We start from the raw sequence: 18,899 nt of genomic DNA, 5'->3' as shown, positions 1-18,899 counted from the left end.
ACCGCGGACGCCATGATCGCGCGCGAAGCGGGGAGAAGCCCGGCTCAGCCTGCGGAGCGGGCCACTTTGACGGCCCACACCACCAGGGGGACCTGCAACGGCAGCCGGGCGTACGCCCCCGCCCTGAGCGGCAGCGGCCGGTCGCGCCAGTCCAGCGCCATCTTGACGTTGGCGGGGAAGACGCCGACGAACAGCCCCGCGGCGGCCAGCGCACCGAGGCGGCGGGTGCCGGGGTTCACGACCGCGGCGGCGACCGCGAGCTCGGCCACGCCGCTGAGGTAGGTCCAGGTCCGCGGCTTGCCGGGCAGCGCCTTCGGCACGATCTGGTCGTACGGTCTCGGCGCGAGGAAGTGCGTGACTCCGGCGCCCGCCAGGAGCGCGGCCAGGCGGCGAGCCGATCGGGACGCGGTGCTCATGGCCCCGCACTCTCTCACGGATCATCGCCTCAAAGTAGACGGATCGTCCAAAAGGGGCCCGCCCGGAGAGGTGAGACAGATCACCGGGCGCTATGCCAAATGATGTAGCGCTCTGTACTAATTTTGTACTGACCAGTCAGTACGAACGGGTAGATTTTGGAGCGGTAGTGAGCAGCGGGCAGGACTCCGGGGCGCGGGCTGACGAGCCCGATCACCCCGTTCCGGCCCGGCCCCTACCCCTGGATCCGGTGGTGACTTCTCTGGAGAAGCCCCGGACCCGGAAGGAACCGGGGGCGGATGACGCGGCTGGGGGGTCCGCGCCCGTCCCCGGGATCCTGCCCTCACCTGAGCCCCCCATGACACCCGAGCCCTCCGAGACACCCGACGCATCCGACATACCCGGGGAGCCCGGCTCTCGCGGAGCCGCGGTCGAGGCCACGGGCCTGTCGCTGAAGGCCGCCCGCGGCTGGGTGTACCGCGACGTCGACCTCTCGGTGTCCCCCGGACGGCTGGTCGCCCTGGCCGGCGAGGCGGGTACCGGCCGTACCGCCCTCCTGCTCACCCTGGGCGGCAGGATGCGCCCCACCGCGGGCCGGGCGCGGATCGGCGGCCATGAACTCCCCGCGGAGATGCGCGCGGTGCAGCGGATCGCCGCGCTCGGGGTGATCGGCGGCGTCAACGACCTGGAGCCCACGCTCACCGTCAGGGAGCAGGCGGGCGAGGCGCTCGACCTCCATCTCGGGCTCTTCGGGCCGCTGCGGCCGAAGGCACGGCGCGCCCGGATCACCGCCGCGCTGGCCCGGGTGGGCCTGGACCTCGACCTCGGCCTGGCGGTCCACGAGCTGCCGCCCGACGAGACGCAACTGCTCGGAGCGGCGCTGGCCCTGCTCGGCGAACCCCGGCTGCTGCTGCTCGACGAGGTGGACGCCCGGCTGACCCCCGACCGCCAGCACGCCCTCTGGCAACGGCTGCACGCGATCGCCGGGTCCGGCGTCACCGTCATCGCGACCTGCCACGACCCGGCGCCCGCCGCCGGACTCGCCGAGACCGTCCAGATCCCCCCGCACCGCGAAGGACCCAGCGATGGCTGAACGCCGCCGAGGACGCCGTCCCGCCGCCGGAAGCACGACGCACGAGAGCCCCCGATGAGACTCCCCGCGCTGTCCCTCGGCGGCCTGGAGCTGCGCCGGTTCGCCCGCGCCCGGATGACCCGGATCGCGGTCGCGGGCCTGGTGCTGCTGCCCCTGCTGTACGCGGGGCTCTACCTGTGGTCGTTCTGGGACCCGACCGGCCGGCTGTCCCATCTGCCGGTCGCGATGGTCGTCGAGGACAGGCCTGCCGACGCCGGCGGCCGGAGGGTCACCGCGGGCGCGGATCTCGCCAGGCAGCTCCGGGACCGGCGGATCTTCGACTGGAAGGTCGTGAACGCGGCCGAGGCGAGGCAGGGCGTCGAGTCCGGCAGGTACTACATGTCGCTGACCATCCCGGCGGACTTCAGCGCCCGGATCGCCTCCCCCGACGGCGACGGCGTCCCGGCTCCCGCCACCCTTCAGGTGCATCTCAACGACGCCAACAGCTACATCGTCGGGTCCATCGCCAGGGCGGTGTTCGACGAGGTGAGCGCGGCGGCCGGGGCCGAGGCCATCCGGAGCTACTTCGACAAGATCTTCGTCTCCTACGGCACCCTGCACGGCAAGCTGCGGCAGGCGGCGGACGGCGCCGGCGAGCTCGCCGCCGGTGCCGGGCGGGCCGAGGACGGCGCGGGACGGCTGGCCGCCGGCGCGGGCCAGGCCGCGGACGGCGCGGGCACCCTGCACGACAAGCTCGGCGACGCGCGGACCGGAGCCGGCACGCTGCAGGACGGCGGCCGGCAACTCGCCGCCGGGCTCGGCACGCTCAACGGGGGCGCGGCCCGGCTGGCCGCCGGCAGCGCGCAGGTCTCCGGCGGCGTCCAGCAGATCACCGCCATCGTCGACCAGGCGTCGGACACGCTGGTCCCCCTGCTGCAGCGCTATCCGGACCTCATCCGTACCTCCGCGCTCTCCGTCGCGGACGGAGCCGACGCCCTCGCCGAGGCGTCGGCGAAGCTCCCGCTGCAGACCAGGCAGGCCGTCCGGCTGGCCCAGCGGGCACGCGCCGACCTGGAGGTCTACCTGGCGGCCCACCGGGAGATACCGGCGGCGCTGCGGCAGGAGCTGCGCCGGTCCGCCGACCTGGTCGTCACGGTGGCCAAGGGGATCGACTCCTTCGTCGGATCCCGCCCGCAGCAGCTCGCGCAGCTGTCCGCCGATGCCCGTACCGTCGCCGCGCTGTCCCGGAAGCTGGCCGCCACCCACGACCTGGCGGGCCAGGTGGTCGCCGCCCGGCGGCAGGTCGATCGGCTCAACGCCGGGGCCCGGCAGGTGGCCACCGGCGCGAGCCGGCTCCGCAGCGGCACCGGCCAGGCACTGGCCGGCGCCGACCGGCTCACCGGCGGGCTCGGCACGCTGCGGTCCGGCATCGGGCAGCTCTCCACCGGCGCCGGGCGGCTCGAGTCGGGCGTCGGGCTGCTCTCCACCGGCGCGGGGCGACTCGAGTCGGGCATCGGCGACCTCTCCGCCGGGGCCGGCCGGCTGCGGAACGGGCTGGACGACGGAGCACGGCAGGTCCCCGACTACGGCAGGAGCGAACGTGAGCGGCGGGCCGACATGATGAGCGCCCCGGTCCGGCTGGACACCACGAAGGACAACGAGGCCCCCGAGTACGGCACCGGCTTCGCGCCGTTCTTCGTGCCGCTCTCCCTCTGGGTGGGCGCAATGATCATCTACATGCTGCTGCGCCCGCTGAACCAGCGGGCGCTGGCGGGCACCGCCCCCGCGTGGCGGGTGGCGCTGGCGGGGTGGCTGCCCGCCGCGCTGATCGGCATCCTCCAGATGCTGGTGGTGCTCGCCGTCCTGCACGGTTTCTCGGTGTTCGGACTGTTCCGGTTCGGCCTGCGGTTGCAGGCCGCGCACTGGGCCGGGCTGATCGCCTTCCTGGCCCTGGCCACCGTGACGTTCGTGGCGGTGGTGCAGCTGGTGAGCGCGAAGTTCGGGCCGATCGGCCGGGTCGTCGCCCTGGTGCTGCTGATGCTCCAGCTCACCTCGGCCGCCGGGACCTACCCGATCGAGACCAGCCCCGCCTTCTTCCAGTGGATCCAGCCGTTCCTGCCGATGCCGTGGGTCGTGACGGGGATGCGCCATCTGGTCAGCGGCGGGAGCCTCGCGGCGGTGTGGCAGGGCGGCGCGGTGCTGTCGGCCTTCCTGGCGGGGGCGCTCATGCTGACGACGCTGACCGCACGCCAGAACCGCGTGTGGACCATGAAGCGCCTCCATCCCGTGCTGAAGCTCTGATCGCCGTGACCGTCAGCGCACGGCGCGAGGTCACCCGGCAGCGGCTGCTCGACGCCGCCGTCGTGCTGATCGCCGACCAGGGCTTCACCGCGACCACCGTCGACCAGATCGCCGAGCGGGCCGGGGTCGCCAAGGGCACCGTCTACTACAACTTCCGCAGCAAGGCGGCGTTGTTCTCCGCGCTGCTGGAGTACGGCATCGAGCGGCTGGCCTCCCGGCTCCGCGAAGCCGCCGGTCTCGTGGTCTCCGGCGCGGACCCCGAGGGCGCGTACGGCACCCCGGATCCGCTGGAGGCACTGGAGGCCGTGGTCGCCGCGGAGCTCGCCTTCATCGGCGAGCACGAGGCGTTCGCCCGGCTGCTGATCGCCGAGACCTGGCGGGCCGGCGGCGACTGGCAGCACGCCGCCCGGCTCATCCGGGAGCGGGCCGTCGGGGTGATCTCCGAGGTGCTCCGCTCCGCCGTGACCCGCGGCGACCTGCGCGCGGACCTGGACACCGAGATGGCCGCGTCGGCGGTCTTCGGCATGGTGCTCACGGTGGCACTCGACTGGCGGGCCCTCCAGCCCGCCCGGCCGCTCGCCGAGATCCAGGCCACGCTGATGGACCTCCTGCGCGGCCGGCTCACCACCTGACCGCTCGTCCAGGAAGACCGAGGTGTCCAGGACCGGAAAGGGCGTGGCGGCTCCTCAGACGCGCGGCCGGAAGGCGGTGCCGCGCAGGCGGTCCAGGCCCAGCCCGGCGACACACCGGAAGGTGCGGGCGCCCTGGTCGTACTGCGCCTGGGTGGGCGGGAGCACGTCGATCTGCCAGCCGGCGGCGCGGTACCGCACGGCCTTGCCGGTCAGGGACCTGGAGACGACCGCACGGGCGCAGATCTTCCGCACCGTGGGGTTGTGCGACACGTCGTCCTGGTTCCAGGTCTGGGCGTCGGCCGGCAGCGGGGCGATGGCGAACGTCTCCCACGTATGGGCCAGGGTGCAGTCGACCCGGCCGGCCCGCGCGCTCCCGAACTCCACGACCATGCCACCCCAGCATTCGGCGGTCTTGACGCATCGGGCCCGCCCACCCGGCACGGTGGCCGCCGGGCAGTTCTCGGTGACGGTCTGCGCTCCCCCGTAGGCGTTCGCGCCTGCCGCCGCCGCGCCGCCGGGAGAGCCGGCGGCCGAACCGCCGCCCGTGGGGCCGTGGCCGGGGTCGCCACCGGAGAGCGCCACCAGCGCGCCGGTGCCGACGATGGCGATCGCGATCAGTGCTGCCGCGCCGTACACCACGCCACGGGAGACACCGCGCCGGGACTCCGACGCCGACACCGTCCTGTGGGACCCGCCCGACCCGGGCGGCTTCCCGGGGCGCGGTGGAATGGTCCGCTCGGCAGACCCGGTCTGCGACCCGGCCGACGCGGCTCCGAAGCCGGGCCCGGATCCGAAGCCGGCACCGGAACCGGGCCCGGAGCCGGAAGACTCGGACCAGGTGGGCTCGCTCGGCATGGAACCGGGGGCACCGGCGGCGACCGGCGGCGAGTCGTACGGGCTCGGCTGCGGCGCGCCGGGCGGGACGGGGCCCGCATAGGCCGACCGGCCTCGATCGGCCGGGCTCAGGTCGGCGGCGGCGAGGGCGTCGCGGAGGGCGGCGGCGCTCGGCTGACGGGCGGCCGGGTCGTAGGCCATGGACTGCCGCAGCACGGCGGTCAGCGCCGGCGGCACTCCGGGCAGGTCGGGGACCGGCCGCAGATGCGCGGCCATCAGCGCGTGGATGCTGGGCTGCCGGTCCGGCGGGAAGTGCGGGGGCCGTCCGGACAGCAGTGCATAGAGCGTGGCACCGAGCGAGTAGACGTCGCCGGCCGGGCTGGGCTCCTCCAGCCGGAACGCCTCGGGGGGCGCGTACGCCGGGGTGAGCGCCTCACGGGTCGCGGAGGACTCCAGACCCGGCTGCGGCATGGCGGCCAGGCCGAAGTCGGCGAGCGCGACGCCACCGTACTGGTTGACCAGGATGTTGCCCGGTTTGATATCGCGGTGCAGAACCCCCGCGGCGTGCGCGGCGGCGACGGCGTCGGCGATGCGCACGCCGATGTCACGGACCTCCTCCGGCGGGAAGGGGCCCTTGTCGTGCAGGCGGTCCCCGAGGGAGCCGTTGGGGCACAGCTCCAGGACCAGGTACGGCCGGCCGTCGGCGAGCAGGCCCGCGTCGTACAGCGCGACCACGTGCGGATGCCCGGACAGCTGACCCGCGGCGGTGACCTCGCGCATGAAGCGGCGCCTGTCCCGCTCGGTGGCCAGCACCCGACTGTCGATCTTCAGCGCGACGGCACGCTGGACGGCCAGCTGGCGGGCTCGGTAGACGGTGCCGAAGCCGCCCTGCCCGAGTAGATCGGCGATCTCATAACCGGGAAGGTCCATGACAGAACGCACCTTATCGGCGCGCCTCAGCGCGTGACCCGCACTTGCTTGATCCCGAAATCGAGCATGGCCGAAGCCGGGCAGGCCTCAGGACATGGCCTGTACTTCCTTGATCACGCCCGGCATGGCCTCGTTGTTGGTCCGGGCGAAGTCGAGCAGGAACTCCAGCTGCTCGTCGGTGTAGGCGGCGAACCGCGCCATGACCGACCGACCGATCGGCTCGAAGTAGGTGCTCAGCAACGCCACCTTGTCCCGGACCGGCTCGATGATCACCTTGCGGCGGTCGTCGGGGTCGCGGCTGCGCAGGACGTACCCGGCCTTCTCCAGCCGGTCGACGACCGCGGTGATGGCACCGCCGGTGGTGAGCCCCATCGACTGGGCGAGCTGTCCCGGCGTCATCGGGCCGTCCAGCGAGAGGAGGTTCAGGCACTGCAGATCGGTGACGTTGATGCCGGCCTTACCCGCGACGGTGTGATGCAGCAGCACCGTCCACATGGTGTTGCGCTGCATCGCCAGCTGGAGCTCGACGGCCATCTGCTCACGGGTCGACGCCTTCACCGCGCCCCCACTTTCTCTTCAGGAGAGAGACTCCTTGGTAGAGCGACTCGCGTGAGGTGAGCCTAGCCGCCCGCGGGCCGTCCGGCCAGGAGCGCCCCGGCCGCGTCGCGGGGCAAGGGAACGGCCGGGCCCGTGCCGGCGGGCCCGGCCGGTCACCTGGGCGGACCTGCCGGAACGCGCCGCGGGACTACGTCCCCGCCGACTTCTCGGCGATCTCCTTGGCCCAGCGGTAGTCGGCCTTGCCGGCCGGCGACCGCCGCATCTCGGCGACGAAGGCGTACGTGCGGGGCACCTTGTAGCCCGACAGATGGGCACGGCAGTGCCGGTCCAGGTCCCCGGCCGCCGTACCGTCCTGGTACAGCTGGACCACGGCGGCCACCCGGGAGCCGAACCGCTGGTCCGGGATACCGGTCACCACCGCGTCGTAGACGCCGGGGTGCCCCTTGAGGACCGCCTCGACCTCCTCGGGGAAGACCTTCTCCCCGCCGGTGTTGATGGCCTGGGAGCCGCGGCCGTACACCGAGATGGTGCCGTCGGACTCGACGGTGGCGATGTCACCGGTCAGCAGCCAGCGCCTGCCCTCCACGACGGGGAACGTGCGCGCGGTCTTCTCCGGGTCGTTGTAGTAGCCGCGGGCGATGTATCCGCTGCGCGCCACCTGGCCCATGACGCCGGAGCCCGGTTCGACCGGCCGCAGGGAGTCGTCGAGCACGACGATGTCGGCCACGTCCGGGGCGAACCGCAGCCCCTTCTCCGGGCTGGACCCCGGCACCGCCTCGGCCGTGGATCCGGACTCGGTCGAGCCGAACCGATCCATGATCATGACGTTGGGCAGCAGCTCCTGGATCCGGTCCCGGACCGTACCGGTGAGGATCGCTCCGGTGGAGACGTAGGCGAACAGCGAGGACAGGTCGTACGAGTCGCGGGCCCGGGCCAGCTCGTCGGCCATCGGCATGGCCATCGCGTCCCCGGTGATGGTGAGCGAGTTGACCTTCTCGCGTTCGATCGTCCGCCACACGCCGGCGGCGTCGAACTTGCGGACGTAGACGATGGTGGCCCCCATCCACCACGCGATGAAGGTGCCCATCTGGGCTGCTCCGTGCATCAGCGGCGCCACCGGCATCATCACCATCGGGCCCGACGCCGCCGCGAAGGCGATCACGTCCTCCGGCTTGGCCGGCGGCGGCATCGCGGGGTTGGCGAAGGCGAAGAACAGGTCCCGCATCCCCCACATCACGCCCTTGGGCATGCCGGTCGTACCGCCGGTGTAGATGATGTAGGTGTCCTCGCCGGACCGCTCCGGGAAGCCCCGGGTGGCCGGCCCGCCCGCCAGCGCGTCCTGGTAGGCGATCGCCCCCGGCACGGCGGTGGGGCCGCCGACCGCGATGAGATGTCGCAGCGCCGCCACCTTGGGCGCGGCGGCCGCCACCCGGTCGTCGAACTCCACGTCGTAGACCAGCGCGACCATGTCGGAGTCCTGGTAGAGGTAGAGCAGCTCGCTCTCGACGTACCGGTAGTTCACGTTGATCGGCACGGCCCGGATCTTCATCGCGGCGATCACGGTGGCGATGTACTCGACGCCGTTGTAGAGCTGAATGCCCACGTGCTCGCCGGGCCGCACCCCGGCAGCGGTCAGGTGGTGGGCCAGCCGGTTGGCGTGCGCGTCCAGCTCGGCGAAGGTCAGCCGGTCATCGCCGACGACCAGTGCCAACCGGTCGGGCAGCGTGTCGGCCACCCCTTCGAACAGGTCAGCGAGATTGAACTCCATCGGGCTTCTCCTCCGGAGGCGCCCCCTCGTGATCATGCGATCGTTCGTCGATCGATTGCATGATCACGAAGGGGAAGGGGGTGGGTCAGGGCTTGTCCGATCCGACGATCCACATGGCGAAGAACTGCGCTCCGCCGCCGTACGCGTGACCTAGTGCCTTGCGGGCACCGTCGACCTGGTGCTCGCCGGCCATCCCCCGGACCTGCAGCGCCGCCTCGGCGAACCGGATCATCCCGGAGGCGCCGATCGGGTTGGAGGACAGCACCCCGCCGCTGGCGTTCCACGGGATGTCGCCGTCCAGCGCGGTGGCGCCGCTCTCGGTGAGCTTCCAGCCCTCCCCCTCGCCGCAGAAGCCGAGGTTCTCCAGCCACATCGGCTCGTACCAGGAGAACGGGACGTACACCTCCGCGCAGTCGAGCTCGCGGCGCGGATCGGTCACCCCGGCCTGCCGGTAGACGTCGGCCGCGCAGTCCTTGCCGCCCTGTGGGCTCACCGTGTCACGGCCCGCGAAGAAGATCGGCTCGGAGCGCATGGCGGTGCCGTGCACCCAGGCCGGCCGGTTGGGGGCCCGCTTGGCGGCCTCGTCGGACGCCAGCACCATCGCGACCGCGCCGTCCGACGACGGGCAGGTCTCCAGGTAGCGGATCGGCTCCCAGAGCATCGGCGTCATCTCCACCATCTCGCGCGAGATGCCGGGGATCTTGAGATGCGCGTACGGGTTCTTCAGCGCGTTCTGCCGGTCCTTGACCGCCACCAGCGAGCCGATGTGGTCGGGGGCACCGGAACGCCGCATGTACGCCCGGATGTGCGGGGCGAAGTAGCCGCCCGCGCCGACCACCAGCGAGGTGTTGTACGGGCTGCCGTTGGTCAGCGCCCAGGTGGCGTTGGACTCCGACTGCTTCTCCCAGGCGACGGTGAGGACCCGCTGGTGCACGCCGGCCTCGATGAGACCGGCCGCCACGATCGCCGTCGAGCCGCCGACGCTGCCGGCGGTGTGCACCCGCATCATCGGCTTGCCGGTGGCGCCGAGCGCGTCCGCGAGGTACGCCTCCGGCATCATGACGCCCTCGAAGAGGTCCGGGGCCTTGCCGATCACGACCGCGTCGATGTCGTTCCAGGTGAGCCCGGCGTCCTCGATCGCCCGCTGGGCCGCCTCCCGGACGAGCCCGGCGATGGAGACGTCCAGGCGCTTGGTCTTGTACGCCGTCTGACCGATGCCGATGATCGCGCAGGGATTACCCACGGCGGTCTCCTTCCAGGACGCAGACGAGGTTCTGCTGGAGGCAGGGGCCGGCGGCCGCGTGACCGAGCGTCCTGCCCGCCGCGCCGGCGTGGATGCGGGCCGCGGCCTCACCGATCCGGACCAGGCCGGTGGCCATCACGGGGTTGGCCGACAGCGCTCCCCCGGAGGGGTTGACCACCACCTCGTCGGAGAGCCCGAGGGCCTCGCGCAGGATGAGCTCCTCGTGGCTGAACTGCGCGTGCAGCTCCGCCACCTCGATCCCCGTCGCCCCCGCCTTGACACCCGCGATCCGGGCGGACTCGGACCGGGACAGGTCGCGGACCCCCGGTGAGTGCGCGTCGCTGCGATGGTCGATGCCGCGGATCCACGCAGGACGCTCGCACAGCTCCCGCGCCCGGTCGCCCGAGGCCAGCACGATCACCGCCGCTCCGTCGGCGTCCGGCGCCCGGTCGTGCGCCTTGAGCGGCGCGACGTCGTACGGGGCGTCGGCCACGGGATCGTCCAGATGGAGGGCGTACGGATTGTCGCGCCCGTTCTGCCGGGACCTGGCGGCGACGGCCAGCAGGTCGTCCTCCTTGGCACCGGACCGGTCGAGGTACGCCCTGGCCTGCAGCGCGGCGAGGGACACCTGGTCCACGCCGAGCGGGGCCAGGTAGTACGGGTCGAGCTGCTGCGTCATGATCTCCCGCAGCGAGCCCTGCGAAGGCTTGCCGAACCCGTAGACCAGGGCGGTGTCGATCTCGCCGTACTGCAGCTTGACCCACGCCTCGTACAGCGCCCAGGCCCCGTCCATCTCGACATGGCTCTCCGAGATCGGCGGCCACGCGCCGACCGCGTCCAGCGCCCCCACGAACGAGAAGGGCGCGCCGGCCACATAGTCGCACGACCCCGAGCAGGTGAACCCGAACCGGTTCAGCCCTGTCGTGGCCTTGACCTCCTGCAGGATCGGCAGGAGCAGCTCGGTCTCCGACAGCCCCTGGTCGGTGGCACTGTGATGCGTCTGCGAGAACGCGACGACCGCAACGTCTCTGCTCATGTGCTCGCTCCCGTGTTCATGGCCTCGCTCCGCTCGGCGGCGAGCGGCCATCCGAACGCGACGGCTTCCCTCGTCACGTGTAGTCCTTGATGGCTTCGAAGGGGGCGTCGGGTTCGCCGGAGGGCTCGAACCACCTGATGTTCTGGATAGTGCGGCCCCATTCCTCGCGCGGCTTCCAGTCGGCCTTCACCCGCATGCCCATGCGGACCTGGTCGGCGGGGACGCCGGCGACGAGCGTGAGCATCGCGATGTCGGCGCCGTCCAGCAGCACGTAGGCCGACACGAACGGCACCTCGGGGGCTCGCGGGTCCGGGATGTTGTTGACCGCGAAGGTGGTGATCGTGCCGGTGTCGGCGATCTCGACCTCCTCGGTGGTGGGCACGCCGTCCGTCGGGCACAGGCCCTTCATCGGGACGACGACCTTGCCGCAGACGCCGCACTTGTGGCCGAGGATGCGCCCCTCGGCCATGCCCTCCAGGAACCGGTCGAGCGCCCTGCCGGGCTTCACCTGGTACTCCAGCCGGCTCGGCGCGATCATCATGGTCACCTCGGGCAGGAAGGCCTCGATGTCGGTGATCCGCCCGGTGCGCTCGGTGGTGAAGCGCGGGCGTACCCGCATGCCGGTCTTCAGCCCGCGGGGCGGCTTGGCGCCGCGGTCGAAGACCCCCATGTCCAGCGCGTGCAGCAGGGCGGTGTCCGCGCCGTCGGGCTTGACCAGCGCCCACGCGAACGGCCGCTGGAACGGATGCGAACCGAGCGGCTCGGGCACCCACGACCAGGACTCGACGGTGCCGACCGGCCCGACCTCGACGTACTCCCCGGTGACGGCGTCGCCGTTGTCCGGGTCGTACTCGGTGGGCGGGAACAGCACCCGACCGGCGCTGGTGCGCACGCCCACGAGGCGGCCGTCGCGCAACTCGGACAGGAAACGGCCGATGACCGGTCCCACTGAGCGCGTGTAGCCGCCCGGGAACTCCAGGACGTGGTTCGGATCAGATGGCACTCTGCCGGTCCTTCCAGTACGGGTCGCGCAGCTTCCTCTTGAGCAGCTTGCCGTTGGGCTCGCGGGGCAGCGCCTCGACGAAGTCGATGCTCTTGGGCCACTTCATCCTGGCCAGCCGGCCCTCGAGGAACGCGAAGATCTCGGCGGTGAGCTCCGGGCCGGGCGTCACTCCCTCGGCGGGCTCGACCACCGCCTTGATCTGCTCGCCCCACTCGTCGTCGGGGATGCCGAAGACGGCCACGTCGGCGACCTTGGGGAACAGGATGATCTCGTTCTCGATCTCGGCGGGATAGATGTTCGCCCCACCCGAGATGATCATGTCGGCCTTGCGGTCGGACAGGAACAGGAAGCCGTCCTCGGTCAGGTAGCCGATGTCGCCGACGGTGAAGAAGTCACGGAGCCGGTCCCGCTCCGTCTTCTCCTTGTCACCCTTGTACTCGAACTCGACACCGGCCATCTTCATGTAGATGGTGCCGGACGTCCCGATGGGCACCTCGTTGCCCTCGTCATCGACGATCAGCAGCTCACTGATCGGCCAGGCCTTGCCCACGGTGCCGGGATGCGCGAGCCAGTCCTGCGGGGAGGCGATGGTGCCGCCGCCCTCGGTGGCCGCGTAGTACTCCCAGATGCACTCGCCCCACCACTCGATCATCTGGTGCTTGAGCGGCACCGGGCACGGCGCGGCGGCGTGGATGGCCCACTTCATGCTGGACACGTCGTACTTCGCACGGGTCTCCGCCGGCAGCGACAGCAGCCGCTTGAAGTGGGTCGGCACCATGTGGGTGTTGGTGATCTTGTACTTCTCGATCACCCGGAGGGTGTCCTCGGCGTCCCACTTGTCCATGTAGACCACCGTGTGCCCCATGTGCAGGGCCGAGCCGCCGAACTGGGTGACCGCGGTGTGGTAGTTCGGCGAGGTGATCAGGTGCGCCTCGTGACCGCCGCCCGCCGGCCGGCCCGCCGTGAAGCCGAACAACGTCAGCAGGAAGGTCATCAGCTCGGCGGAGTCGTCCGGGTCGATCCCGGCCAGCCTGCGCCTGACGCCCTTGGGCCGGCCGGTGGTCCCCGAGGTGTAGTGCATGGTGGCGCCGTTGCTGCGATCGGCCGGCGCTGTTTCGGGCTGCCCCTCGACCAGGTCCTCGACGGACCGGAATCCCCCGACGTCGCCGAAGGCGAACCGGCGGTGCGCGTCCAGCCCCGCCTCCTCCGCGCCCTTGATGCCCTCGGCGGCGTGCCGGACGTCGACGAAGAACGCCTTCGCCTCGCTGTCGGCCACGATGTACGCGATCTCCGGGCCGGTGAGGTGCCAGTTGATCGGCGTGTAGTACCAGCCGGCCTGAAGCGCGGCGAGATAGAGCACCAGCCCGTCGGCGCCGTTGGGCACCAGCCCGCAGATACCGTCACCCGGCTCGAGCCCCAGCCCGCGCAACGCGTGGACCAGACGGTTGGATCTGCTCAGTAGCTCACCGGCGGTGTGTTCGGTGCCATCTGGATCGACCGCGGCGATCCATCCCGGATCCTGCTGTGCCAATCGCCAGAAGCCCAACGACCCCATCGGCTCTCCCTGCCCTTGTCGGCGTGTCCCCGTTACGACGCCAGCCGTACGGTGTGGTCAGGCGTGTCCATGGGGTTCACGGCACGCCGCGCCCTGTTTTCGGTTCCAAAGTAGATCACGTTTCAGTTTTGCTCGGCAAGACCTGTCCACCGGCCCGTCCAATTACTAGAATCTGTTCTTGTTTTCCGGCTGGAACCGACCTTCGGGACCGGCTCCCGAGCAAGGAGAGAGCATGGCCGAGCTGCTGCCGATCAGCACCCCGCACTGCACCGTCGAGCAGGACGGGCAGGTCGTCATCGTCACGATGAGCCGGCCCGCGGCACGCAACGCACTGAGCTCGGACATGCTCGTGGGACTGGCCGACGCCTGGGCCTACATCTCCGCGACCCCCTCCGTCCGGGTCGGGATCCTGACCGGGGCCGAGGGAGTGTTCTGCGCGGGCGCCGACCTCAAGGCGATGGGCTCACCGTCCCAGGACCCGCAGGTGCAGCAGCGGGCCCAGGAGATCCCCAACTACCACTGGAAGGGCCTGCTGCGGGACGGCCAGCCGACCAAGCCGCTGATCGCGGCGGTGGAGGGGTACGCCGTCGCGGGCGGCACCGAGTTGCTCCTCGGCACCGACCTGCGGGTGGCCGGCGCCTCCGCCACCCTCGGCCTGTTCGAGGCCAAGCGCGGGCTGTTCCCGATGGGCGGCAGCGCCATCCGGCTGCCCCGCCAGATCCCGTACGTCCACGCCATGGACATCCTGCTCACCGGCCGTTCCGTCACCGCGCAGGAGGCGCTGAGCTACGGCCTGATCAACAAGGTGGTGCCGGACGGCTCCGCGCTGCAGGCCGCACGCGAGCTCGCCGACGACGTCGCCGCCTCCGCGCCGCTGTCGACCCAGGCCATCCTCCGCGCCTACCGGGAGACCGTGCACCTGCCCGAGGAGGAGGCGCTCAAGGTCTCCGACGAGATCGGCTGGCCGGTGATCGGCTCCGAGGACGCCAAGGAGGGCTCCCGCGCGTTCAAGGAGAAGCGCCCGGCCGAGTATCACGGGAAGTGACGGTCCCGCCCGGCCGGATCAGCCCCGGCCGGAGCTGATCCGGTCAGCCGCACAGCGTCGGCCGGACGGTGCCCCGCACCGGGTGCACGCAGTTCCTGTCCCACTCGAACGACTGCCCCTCGTGTCCGGTGAGCTTCCACACCTGCCGGACGCGGCCGGCGGTGTCGTACGCGATGACCGACTCGACGCGCTCGGTCCGGATGTGCCAGGCGCCGGCGATGACATGCCCGTTCCTGTCCCTGTCCGGCAGCATGCGGCCGTCCGTGCGCGCGATGAAGAAGCCATTGCGCACCGTCGCGTCTGCGTGGCGCCCCCGATCCCAGGTCACGGTGACGCGGACGACGCCGGGCTTCACGCGCCCGGCGACGACATGGTGAAGGTCCATGAGCGCCGGACCCCTGTATGCGGTCGTGCTCATGCTCGCGATGACGTCGATCCGCACATCACCGGTGAAGGGCGGTATCCGCCGCCCCGTGGAACCCGGCCAGGGATGGAAGCCGGGCGGTTGGAAGTTGGTCCCCGTATCCATCACGCAGAGGACGAACCCCCTGACACTTCCGACCATGGCGACCGTCTGCTGCCCGATCCGGAGTGAGGTCAGCAGCCGGAAGTCCTCCTGCCTCCCGAGGTCGGGCCGGGGCTCGGCCAGCGATCCGGTGGGCGGGCCGTTCCGCATGCACCGCTGGGTGATCCGCCGTTCGGCGGCGTCATCGACCGGCAGCGCGGGCCCCGCCCCGGCTCCGGGCTCCGCCCGCCGAGCCGGGCCGTTCGTCCCGTTGACGACCGCGAACGGGAGGAGCGCGAGCACGACCGCGGCCGCCGCGCCGGTGGTCACCAGCGCCGCGCGACGGCGGGTGGCCCTCCGGATCGCCGTCTGGGCGAGCCCGTCCACGGGCTCGGCGCGTTCGGCGATCCGGTGCAGTGCGTCGGTCAGCATCTCATGTGTCATGACGGCTCCCGGCGTGTTCGAGGTCGGAGGCGAGTTCGGAGGCGAGTTCGGGCGCCAATCGGCGCAGGCGGGCGAGGGCGCGGTGAGTCTGGCTGCGTACGGTGCCCACCGAGCAGCCGAGGATCGCGGCGACCTCCAGCTCTGGCAGATCCTCGAAGTAGCGCAGGACGAGCACGGCGCGCTTGCCCGGCGGCAGCGCCAGCAGCGCGTTCTCCAGGCAGAGGCGGAGTTCCACCTCGTCGCTGCGATCACGGACGGCCGGTTCGGGCAGGATCGCGGCGGCCGACTCCCGGCCCCGGCGCCGCCAGCGGCTCACCTGCTCGTGGTACATCGCCTTGCGCACGTACGCCTCGGGATTCTCGCGCACGTGCCGCCAGCGGCCCGCGGTCTTGGTCAGGGCGCTCTGCAGCAGATCCTCGGCGGAGTGCTGGTCACCGGTCAGGACGTACGCCAGCCGCATCAGGCCGTCCGATCGCGACGCGACGAACTCCGTGAAGCTCTCGCGGGCATCTCGGTTCACTGCGCCTCCTCGCCTCACCCTCTAAGACGCAGCGGAGCGTCGTGGCTATGCCGCCCGACCTCGCATATGTCGCGGCACGTTCCGGGCGGACGACACCCGCTCGCGATAGCCGGTGTTTAGAACACCTCTCCTGAGGGACAACGCGGGCACATGGACCTGCCCCCGCAGGAGGAGTGAGTCAACGATGGCCGTTCAGATATGGCGCCGGCGCCGGACCGCGGACCCCGCGATCGACAGTGCCGAGGGCGAGACGGAGACCGCCCGCCCCCGCCTGTTCCCCAGGCGTACGCCGCCGGAGACCGAGGCCGGCACCGCACCACCCCGGCGGCTCGGCCGGCTCAAGGACCCGGACGCCAAGCCGCGGACCGTGCCTGCGAAGAAGAAGACCCCGCGGCGCTGGCGGAACCGGCGCAACCCGATCAGCACCGCCATCTGGATGGCGGCCGTGGCCGCGGCGGCGGTTCTCGGCCTGGGCATGCTGCTCACCTACAGCGACGCCAACCAGGCCAACGACGTGGTCCACGCGATCATGCGCACGGGCGACTGGCTGGCGACGCCGTTCCGCGACATGTTCGTCAACGCCGATCCCAAGCATCAGCTGTACCAGAACTGGGCCGTGGCGGCCGGGGCCTACCTGGTCCTCGGACGGGCCCTCGCCTGGCTCACCCGCTGGTGATCACGCCGCTCTCCCGGGCCTTCGCCGGGATCTGACGATCACATCGTTCCCCGGGCCCCGGCCGGTCGGCAGGGGTCCGGAGCGGTGGATCAGAGGTCCAGTTCGCCGCGTTTGATCCGCCGAGCCAGCCCGGCGAACGCCGCACGGCTCACGGCATGATGACCGGCCTCGGGGTTCTTGGAGTCCCGCAGGCCGACGAACCCGGAAAGCTCGGCGACCTCCACACAGTCACCGCCCTGAGATCCACTCCGGCTACTCTTACGCCATTCCGAGCCGTCCACTACATGGCCTCCGCGATCTGTCTGATGAGATCCCGTGAAGGGCTTTCCGGCAATGCCAACCGGCTGATGCGGTCGTAGTTGATCGAATAGAGCCGCACTTCCGCAGCTGAGCCCCCGCCGCCCGAGGGACCACCCGTATCGCGATGTTCGGAGCCTCGGAAAGGTTCCAGCAGATGAGCATCGTCAGGGAACTCGCCGTGGGGCGAGCAGGCTATGCCATTTTCCGCAAACGAGCGTAAACGGCGTATCACCACAAATCATGTATCGCAAGTGATCCATTCTATAAAGGCCTGGTGTGCTCCGATGGCGTTCGCTAGTGTGTTCTAAGAAGCGTTCTCGACTTCTGCTCGGGGGGTGAGATGTCCGTAGTCGCAGTGGACTTCGCAACGGCGCCACGTGGCCGAGGCGTCCCCGGAGGGGATCCGGGGCCCGCGATGGCCACCGCGCTGGACACCCTGCGGATGGCCGAGCTCACCGACGACGAGCTGGTCTCGGTGATGGTGGCGTGGCGGCGGATCACCTCCTGGGCTCAGTCCTGTGAGCTGGCGGCGGTCGCGGAGCTGGTACGCCGTCGTGAGGAGCGGCATCCCGGCGGCCCTCCCCTGAAGGTGGCCGAGTCCATCGCCGACGAGATAGCCCTCGCGCTGACCCTGTCCGGTGGCGCGGCCGGGATGTGGGCCGGTCTGGCGTGCAGACTCACGGAGCAGCTTCCCGCGACCCGGCAGGCGCTCGCCCAGGGGCGCATCGATCTGCCCCGGGCCAAAGCCATCGCCGATGGGCTGCTGGGCGTCGACCGGGAGACCGCGTGGCTGGTCGAGCAGGCCGTCATCGGAGCCGCGGAGCGGATGCCCGTGGCCCGGCTCCGGCACCGGGTGCGCGCGGCGATCAAGGCCGTGGATCCGCAGGCCGCCGAAGAGCGCAGGCAGCGGGCTCGTAAGGTGCGCAGCCTGGAGATGTGGGCGACCGCCGCCGGCACCTGCGAGCTCGCGCTTCGCGAGGTCTGCGAAGAGGACGCCGAAGCGATCTACAACCGGATCAACGCCGCCGCCCAGGCGATGAAGGCAGATGGCGACGCTCGCCCGATCGATGCGATCCGCCATGACCTGGGCGTCGCTCTGTTACGCGGCACCCCGCTCCCCGAGGCCGCTCGCGATCTGCGCCCGGCCGACGCCGGGCCCTGCACCGCCACGGAGCGCTCCACCGCCGAGGACCGGCCACAAGCTCGCCCCTGCCTGGATCCGGGATGCCCCGCGGCGGACACCACGGCGGACGCCGTCGCGGACACCACGGCGGACGCAGTGGCGGACACGGCGGCCCAGATCACCCGGATGCTCGCCGAGGTCATCGACGAACGGCTGGGCTCCGTAGCCGAGCTGCATCGTGCCACCGGGCGCCGTACCGGCCGGGCGCCACGCATCAACGCCGCGATACAGACCATGTCCGATGCGCTTTCGGATCTCAAGCACCACTGGTGCCGGTCAACTGCCCCGCCGGGAAAGAACACCGTCCCGCCGGGAGGCGCCGCGCAGACCGGGGAGACCGCTCCTACGGCCCCGACTGAGCCAAGAGGCCCCACAGGCCCCGATCACAGAGGCCACCCGGTCACCGATCAACACCCTCGCGACGAACACCCGCGCGACGAACACCGTCATAAGGAGCAGCACCGTCATGACGAGCAACGCCACGGGCAGCACCATGAGGGGCAACACCGTGACGAGCAGCACCGTCACGGGGACCACAACGACGTGCAGCAGCCTGGGCGGCATCAGCACGGCCATCACGGTTACCGGCCACCGGCCGGGATGCGGCGGCTGGTCGAGCGGACCCACCGGACGTGCGTCTTCCCGACGTGCGACCGGCCCGCTGCCCAGTGCGACCTCGACCACACGCTCGCCTGGAACCGAGGCGGGCCGACCTGCGCGTGCAATCTGGCGCCGCTATGCCGACGGCATCACAAACTGAAACAGCACCCGCACTGGCGGCTCTTCCAGCCCTGGCCCGGGCTCCTCGTCTGGCTGACGCCCGCGGGCACGTGGCACATCCACCACCCCCGCCCGAACAGGTTCGACTTCCCATGACGGG

The 18,899-nt window shown here is 71.4% G+C and carries 17 protein-coding genes; 6 read left to right on the top strand and 11 right to left on the bottom strand.

What is annotated here, in order from left to right; genetic code table 11:
• Window positions 1-44: 44 nt before the first annotated feature.
• Entirely contained in the window at window positions 45-416 is a 372-nt protein-coding gene (locus tag ACRYCC_RS02985; RefSeq protein WP_433808401.1) for a DoxX family protein, read from the bottom strand.
• Window positions 417-772: 356 nt separating this feature from the next.
• On the opposite strand from ACRYCC_RS02985, the gene ACRYCC_RS02980 reads away from it, so the two are divergent.
• From ACRYCC_RS02980 to ACRYCC_RS02970, 3 genes are read left to right on the top strand one after another with little or no spacing between them, the layout of a single operon-like run.
• On the top strand, window positions 773-1,507 hold the full coding sequence (locus tag ACRYCC_RS02980; RefSeq protein WP_433808399.1) for an ATP-binding cassette domain-containing protein: 735 nt from the start codon (window positions 773-775) through the stop codon (window positions 1,505-1,507).
• A 54-nt stretch (window positions 1,508-1,561) separates the two neighbouring features.
• Window positions 1,562-3,787 carry a YhgE/Pip family protein gene (locus ACRYCC_RS02975; protein ID WP_433808397.1) on the top strand — a complete coding sequence of 742 codons (2,226 nt, stop codon included), beginning with the start codon at window positions 1,562-1,564 and terminating at the stop codon, window positions 3,785-3,787.
• 5 nt (window positions 3,788-3,792) lie between these two features.
• A complete protein-coding gene (locus ACRYCC_RS02970) occupies window positions 3,793-4,419 on the top strand; it encodes a TetR/AcrR family transcriptional regulator (protein ID WP_433808395.1) in 627 nt (208 codons plus the stop codon).
• Between the two features lie 54 nt (window positions 4,420-4,473).
• On the opposite strand, the gene ACRYCC_RS02965 is transcribed toward ACRYCC_RS02970, so the two are convergent.
• From ACRYCC_RS02965 to ACRYCC_RS02935, 7 genes are all read right to left on the bottom strand, one after another.
• Complete coding sequence (locus ACRYCC_RS02965; RefSeq protein ID WP_433808393.1) at window positions 4,474-6,183, bottom strand: serine/threonine-protein kinase; 1,710 nt, start codon at window positions 6,181-6,183, stop codon at window positions 4,474-4,476.
• Between the two features lie 87 nt (window positions 6,184-6,270).
• Window positions 6,271-6,741 (bottom strand): MarR family winged helix-turn-helix transcriptional regulator, encoded by a 471-nt coding sequence (locus tag ACRYCC_RS02960; protein ID WP_433808391.1) that lies wholly within the window; start codon window positions 6,739-6,741, stop codon window positions 6,271-6,273.
• A gap of 187 nt (window positions 6,742-6,928) precedes the next feature.
• Window positions 6,929-8,509 carry an acyl-CoA synthetase gene (locus tag ACRYCC_RS02955; protein WP_433808389.1) on the bottom strand — a complete coding sequence of 527 codons (1,581 nt, stop codon included), beginning with the start codon at window positions 8,507-8,509 and terminating at the stop codon, window positions 6,929-6,931.
• Between the two features lie 85 nt (window positions 8,510-8,594).
• The gene (locus ACRYCC_RS02950) at window positions 8,595-9,752 is read right to left on the bottom strand and encodes a thiolase family protein (RefSeq protein ID WP_433808387.1); all 1,158 of its coding nucleotides are present in this window, start codon (window positions 9,750-9,752) and stop codon (window positions 8,595-8,597) included.
• Entirely contained in the window at window positions 9,745-10,788 is a 1,044-nt protein-coding gene (locus tag ACRYCC_RS02945; RefSeq protein WP_433808385.1) for a thiolase family protein, read from the bottom strand. Before ACRYCC_RS02945 ends, ACRYCC_RS02950 begins: the two co-directional genes overlap by 8 nt.
• A gap of 73 nt (window positions 10,789-10,861) precedes the next feature.
• A complete protein-coding gene (locus ACRYCC_RS02940; protein ID WP_433808383.1) occupies window positions 10,862-11,791 on the bottom strand; it encodes a Zn-ribbon domain-containing OB-fold protein in 930 nt (309 codons plus the stop codon).
• The gene (locus ACRYCC_RS02935; RefSeq protein WP_433808381.1) at window positions 11,781-13,346 is read right to left on the bottom strand and encodes an acyl-CoA synthetase; all 1,566 of its coding nucleotides are present in this window, start codon (window positions 13,344-13,346) and stop codon (window positions 11,781-11,783) included. Before ACRYCC_RS02935 ends, ACRYCC_RS02940 begins: the two co-directional genes overlap by 11 nt.
• Before the next feature lie 232 nt (window positions 13,347-13,578).
• Between ACRYCC_RS02935 and ACRYCC_RS02930 the strand changes: the two genes are divergently transcribed.
• Window positions 13,579-14,391, top strand: coding sequence for a crotonase/enoyl-CoA hydratase family protein (locus ACRYCC_RS02930; protein ID WP_433808379.1), 813 nt, complete (start codon window positions 13,579-13,581; stop codon window positions 14,389-14,391).
• A gap of 43 nt (window positions 14,392-14,434) precedes the next feature.
• On the opposite strand, the gene ACRYCC_RS02925 is transcribed toward ACRYCC_RS02930, so the two are convergent.
• Both ACRYCC_RS02925 and ACRYCC_RS02920 read right to left on the bottom strand, forming a co-directional pair.
• Complete coding sequence (locus tag ACRYCC_RS02925; protein WP_433808377.1) at window positions 14,435-15,340, bottom strand: hypothetical protein; 906 nt, start codon at window positions 15,338-15,340, stop codon at window positions 14,435-14,437.
• Window positions 15,330-15,860 carry a SigE family RNA polymerase sigma factor gene (locus tag ACRYCC_RS02920; protein ID WP_433808375.1) on the bottom strand — a complete coding sequence of 177 codons (531 nt, stop codon included), beginning with the start codon at window positions 15,858-15,860 and terminating at the stop codon, window positions 15,330-15,332. Before ACRYCC_RS02920 ends, ACRYCC_RS02925 begins: the two co-directional genes overlap by 11 nt.
• A 184-nt stretch (window positions 15,861-16,044) precedes the next feature.
• Between ACRYCC_RS02920 and ACRYCC_RS02915 the strand changes: the two genes are divergently transcribed.
• A complete protein-coding gene (locus tag ACRYCC_RS02915; protein WP_433808373.1) occupies window positions 16,045-16,536 on the top strand; it encodes a hypothetical protein in 492 nt (163 codons plus the stop codon).
• Between the two features lie 89 nt (window positions 16,537-16,625).
• Here the strand turns inward: ACRYCC_RS02915 and ACRYCC_RS02910 are convergent, their stop codons facing one another.
• Complete coding sequence (locus ACRYCC_RS02910; RefSeq protein ID WP_433808371.1) at window positions 16,626-16,817, bottom strand: DUF397 domain-containing protein; 192 nt, start codon at window positions 16,815-16,817, stop codon at window positions 16,626-16,628.
• Window positions 16,818-17,251: 434 nt separating this feature from the next.
• On the opposite strand from ACRYCC_RS02910, the gene ACRYCC_RS02905 reads away from it, so the two are divergent.
• Entirely contained in the window at window positions 17,252-18,895 is a 1,644-nt protein-coding gene (locus ACRYCC_RS02905) for an HNH endonuclease signature motif containing protein (protein ID WP_433808369.1), read from the top strand.
• Window positions 18,896-18,899: the final 4 nt, after the last annotated feature.

This window comes from Actinomadura scrupuli, assembly GCF_050971785.1.
Classification (GTDB): Bacteria; Actinomycetota; Actinomycetes; order Streptosporangiales; family Streptosporangiaceae; genus Actinomadura_E; species Actinomadura_E scrupuli.
This window is presented reverse-complemented; position numbering and strand designations above follow the sequence as displayed.

What these genes read in the sequence shown, in the direction of transcription:
- ACRYCC_RS02935 (WP_433808381.1), bottom strand. Translation starts at nt 13,346, where the DNA reads ATGGGGTCGTTGGGCTTCTGGCGATTGGCACAGCAGGATCCGGGATGG.
- ACRYCC_RS02930 (WP_433808379.1), top strand. Translation starts at nt 13,579, where the DNA reads ATGGCCGAGCTGCTGCCGATCAGCACCCCGCACTGCACCGTCGAGCAG.
- ACRYCC_RS02915 (WP_433808373.1), top strand. Translation starts at nt 16,045, where the DNA reads ATGGCCGTTCAGATATGGCGCCGGCGCCGGACCGCGGACCCCGCGATC.
- ACRYCC_RS02945 (WP_433808385.1), bottom strand. Translation starts at nt 10,788, where the DNA reads ATGAGCAGAGACGTTGCGGTCGTCGCGTTCTCGCAGACGCATCACAGT.
- ACRYCC_RS02955 (WP_433808389.1), bottom strand. Translation starts at nt 8,509, where the DNA reads ATGGAGTTCAATCTCGCTGACCTGTTCGAAGGGGTGGCCGACACGCTG.
- ACRYCC_RS02985 (WP_433808401.1), bottom strand. Translation starts at nt 416, where the DNA reads ATGAGCACCGCGTCCCGATCGGCTCGCCGCCTGGCCGCGCTCCTGGCG.
- ACRYCC_RS02975 (WP_433808397.1), top strand. Translation starts at nt 1,562, where the DNA reads ATGAGACTCCCCGCGCTGTCCCTCGGCGGCCTGGAGCTGCGCCGGTTC.
- ACRYCC_RS02980 (WP_433808399.1), top strand. Translation starts at nt 773, where the DNA reads ATGACACCCGAGCCCTCCGAGACACCCGACGCATCCGACATACCCGGG.
- ACRYCC_RS02965 (WP_433808393.1), bottom strand. Translation starts at nt 6,183, where the DNA reads ATGGACCTTCCCGGTTATGAGATCGCCGATCTACTCGGGCAGGGCGGC.
- ACRYCC_RS02905 (WP_433808369.1), top strand. Translation starts at nt 17,252, where the DNA reads ATGGCCACCGCGCTGGACACCCTGCGGATGGCCGAGCTCACCGACGAC.
- ACRYCC_RS02925 (WP_433808377.1), bottom strand. Translation starts at nt 15,340, where the DNA reads ATGACACATGAGATGCTGACCGACGCACTGCACCGGATCGCCGAACGC.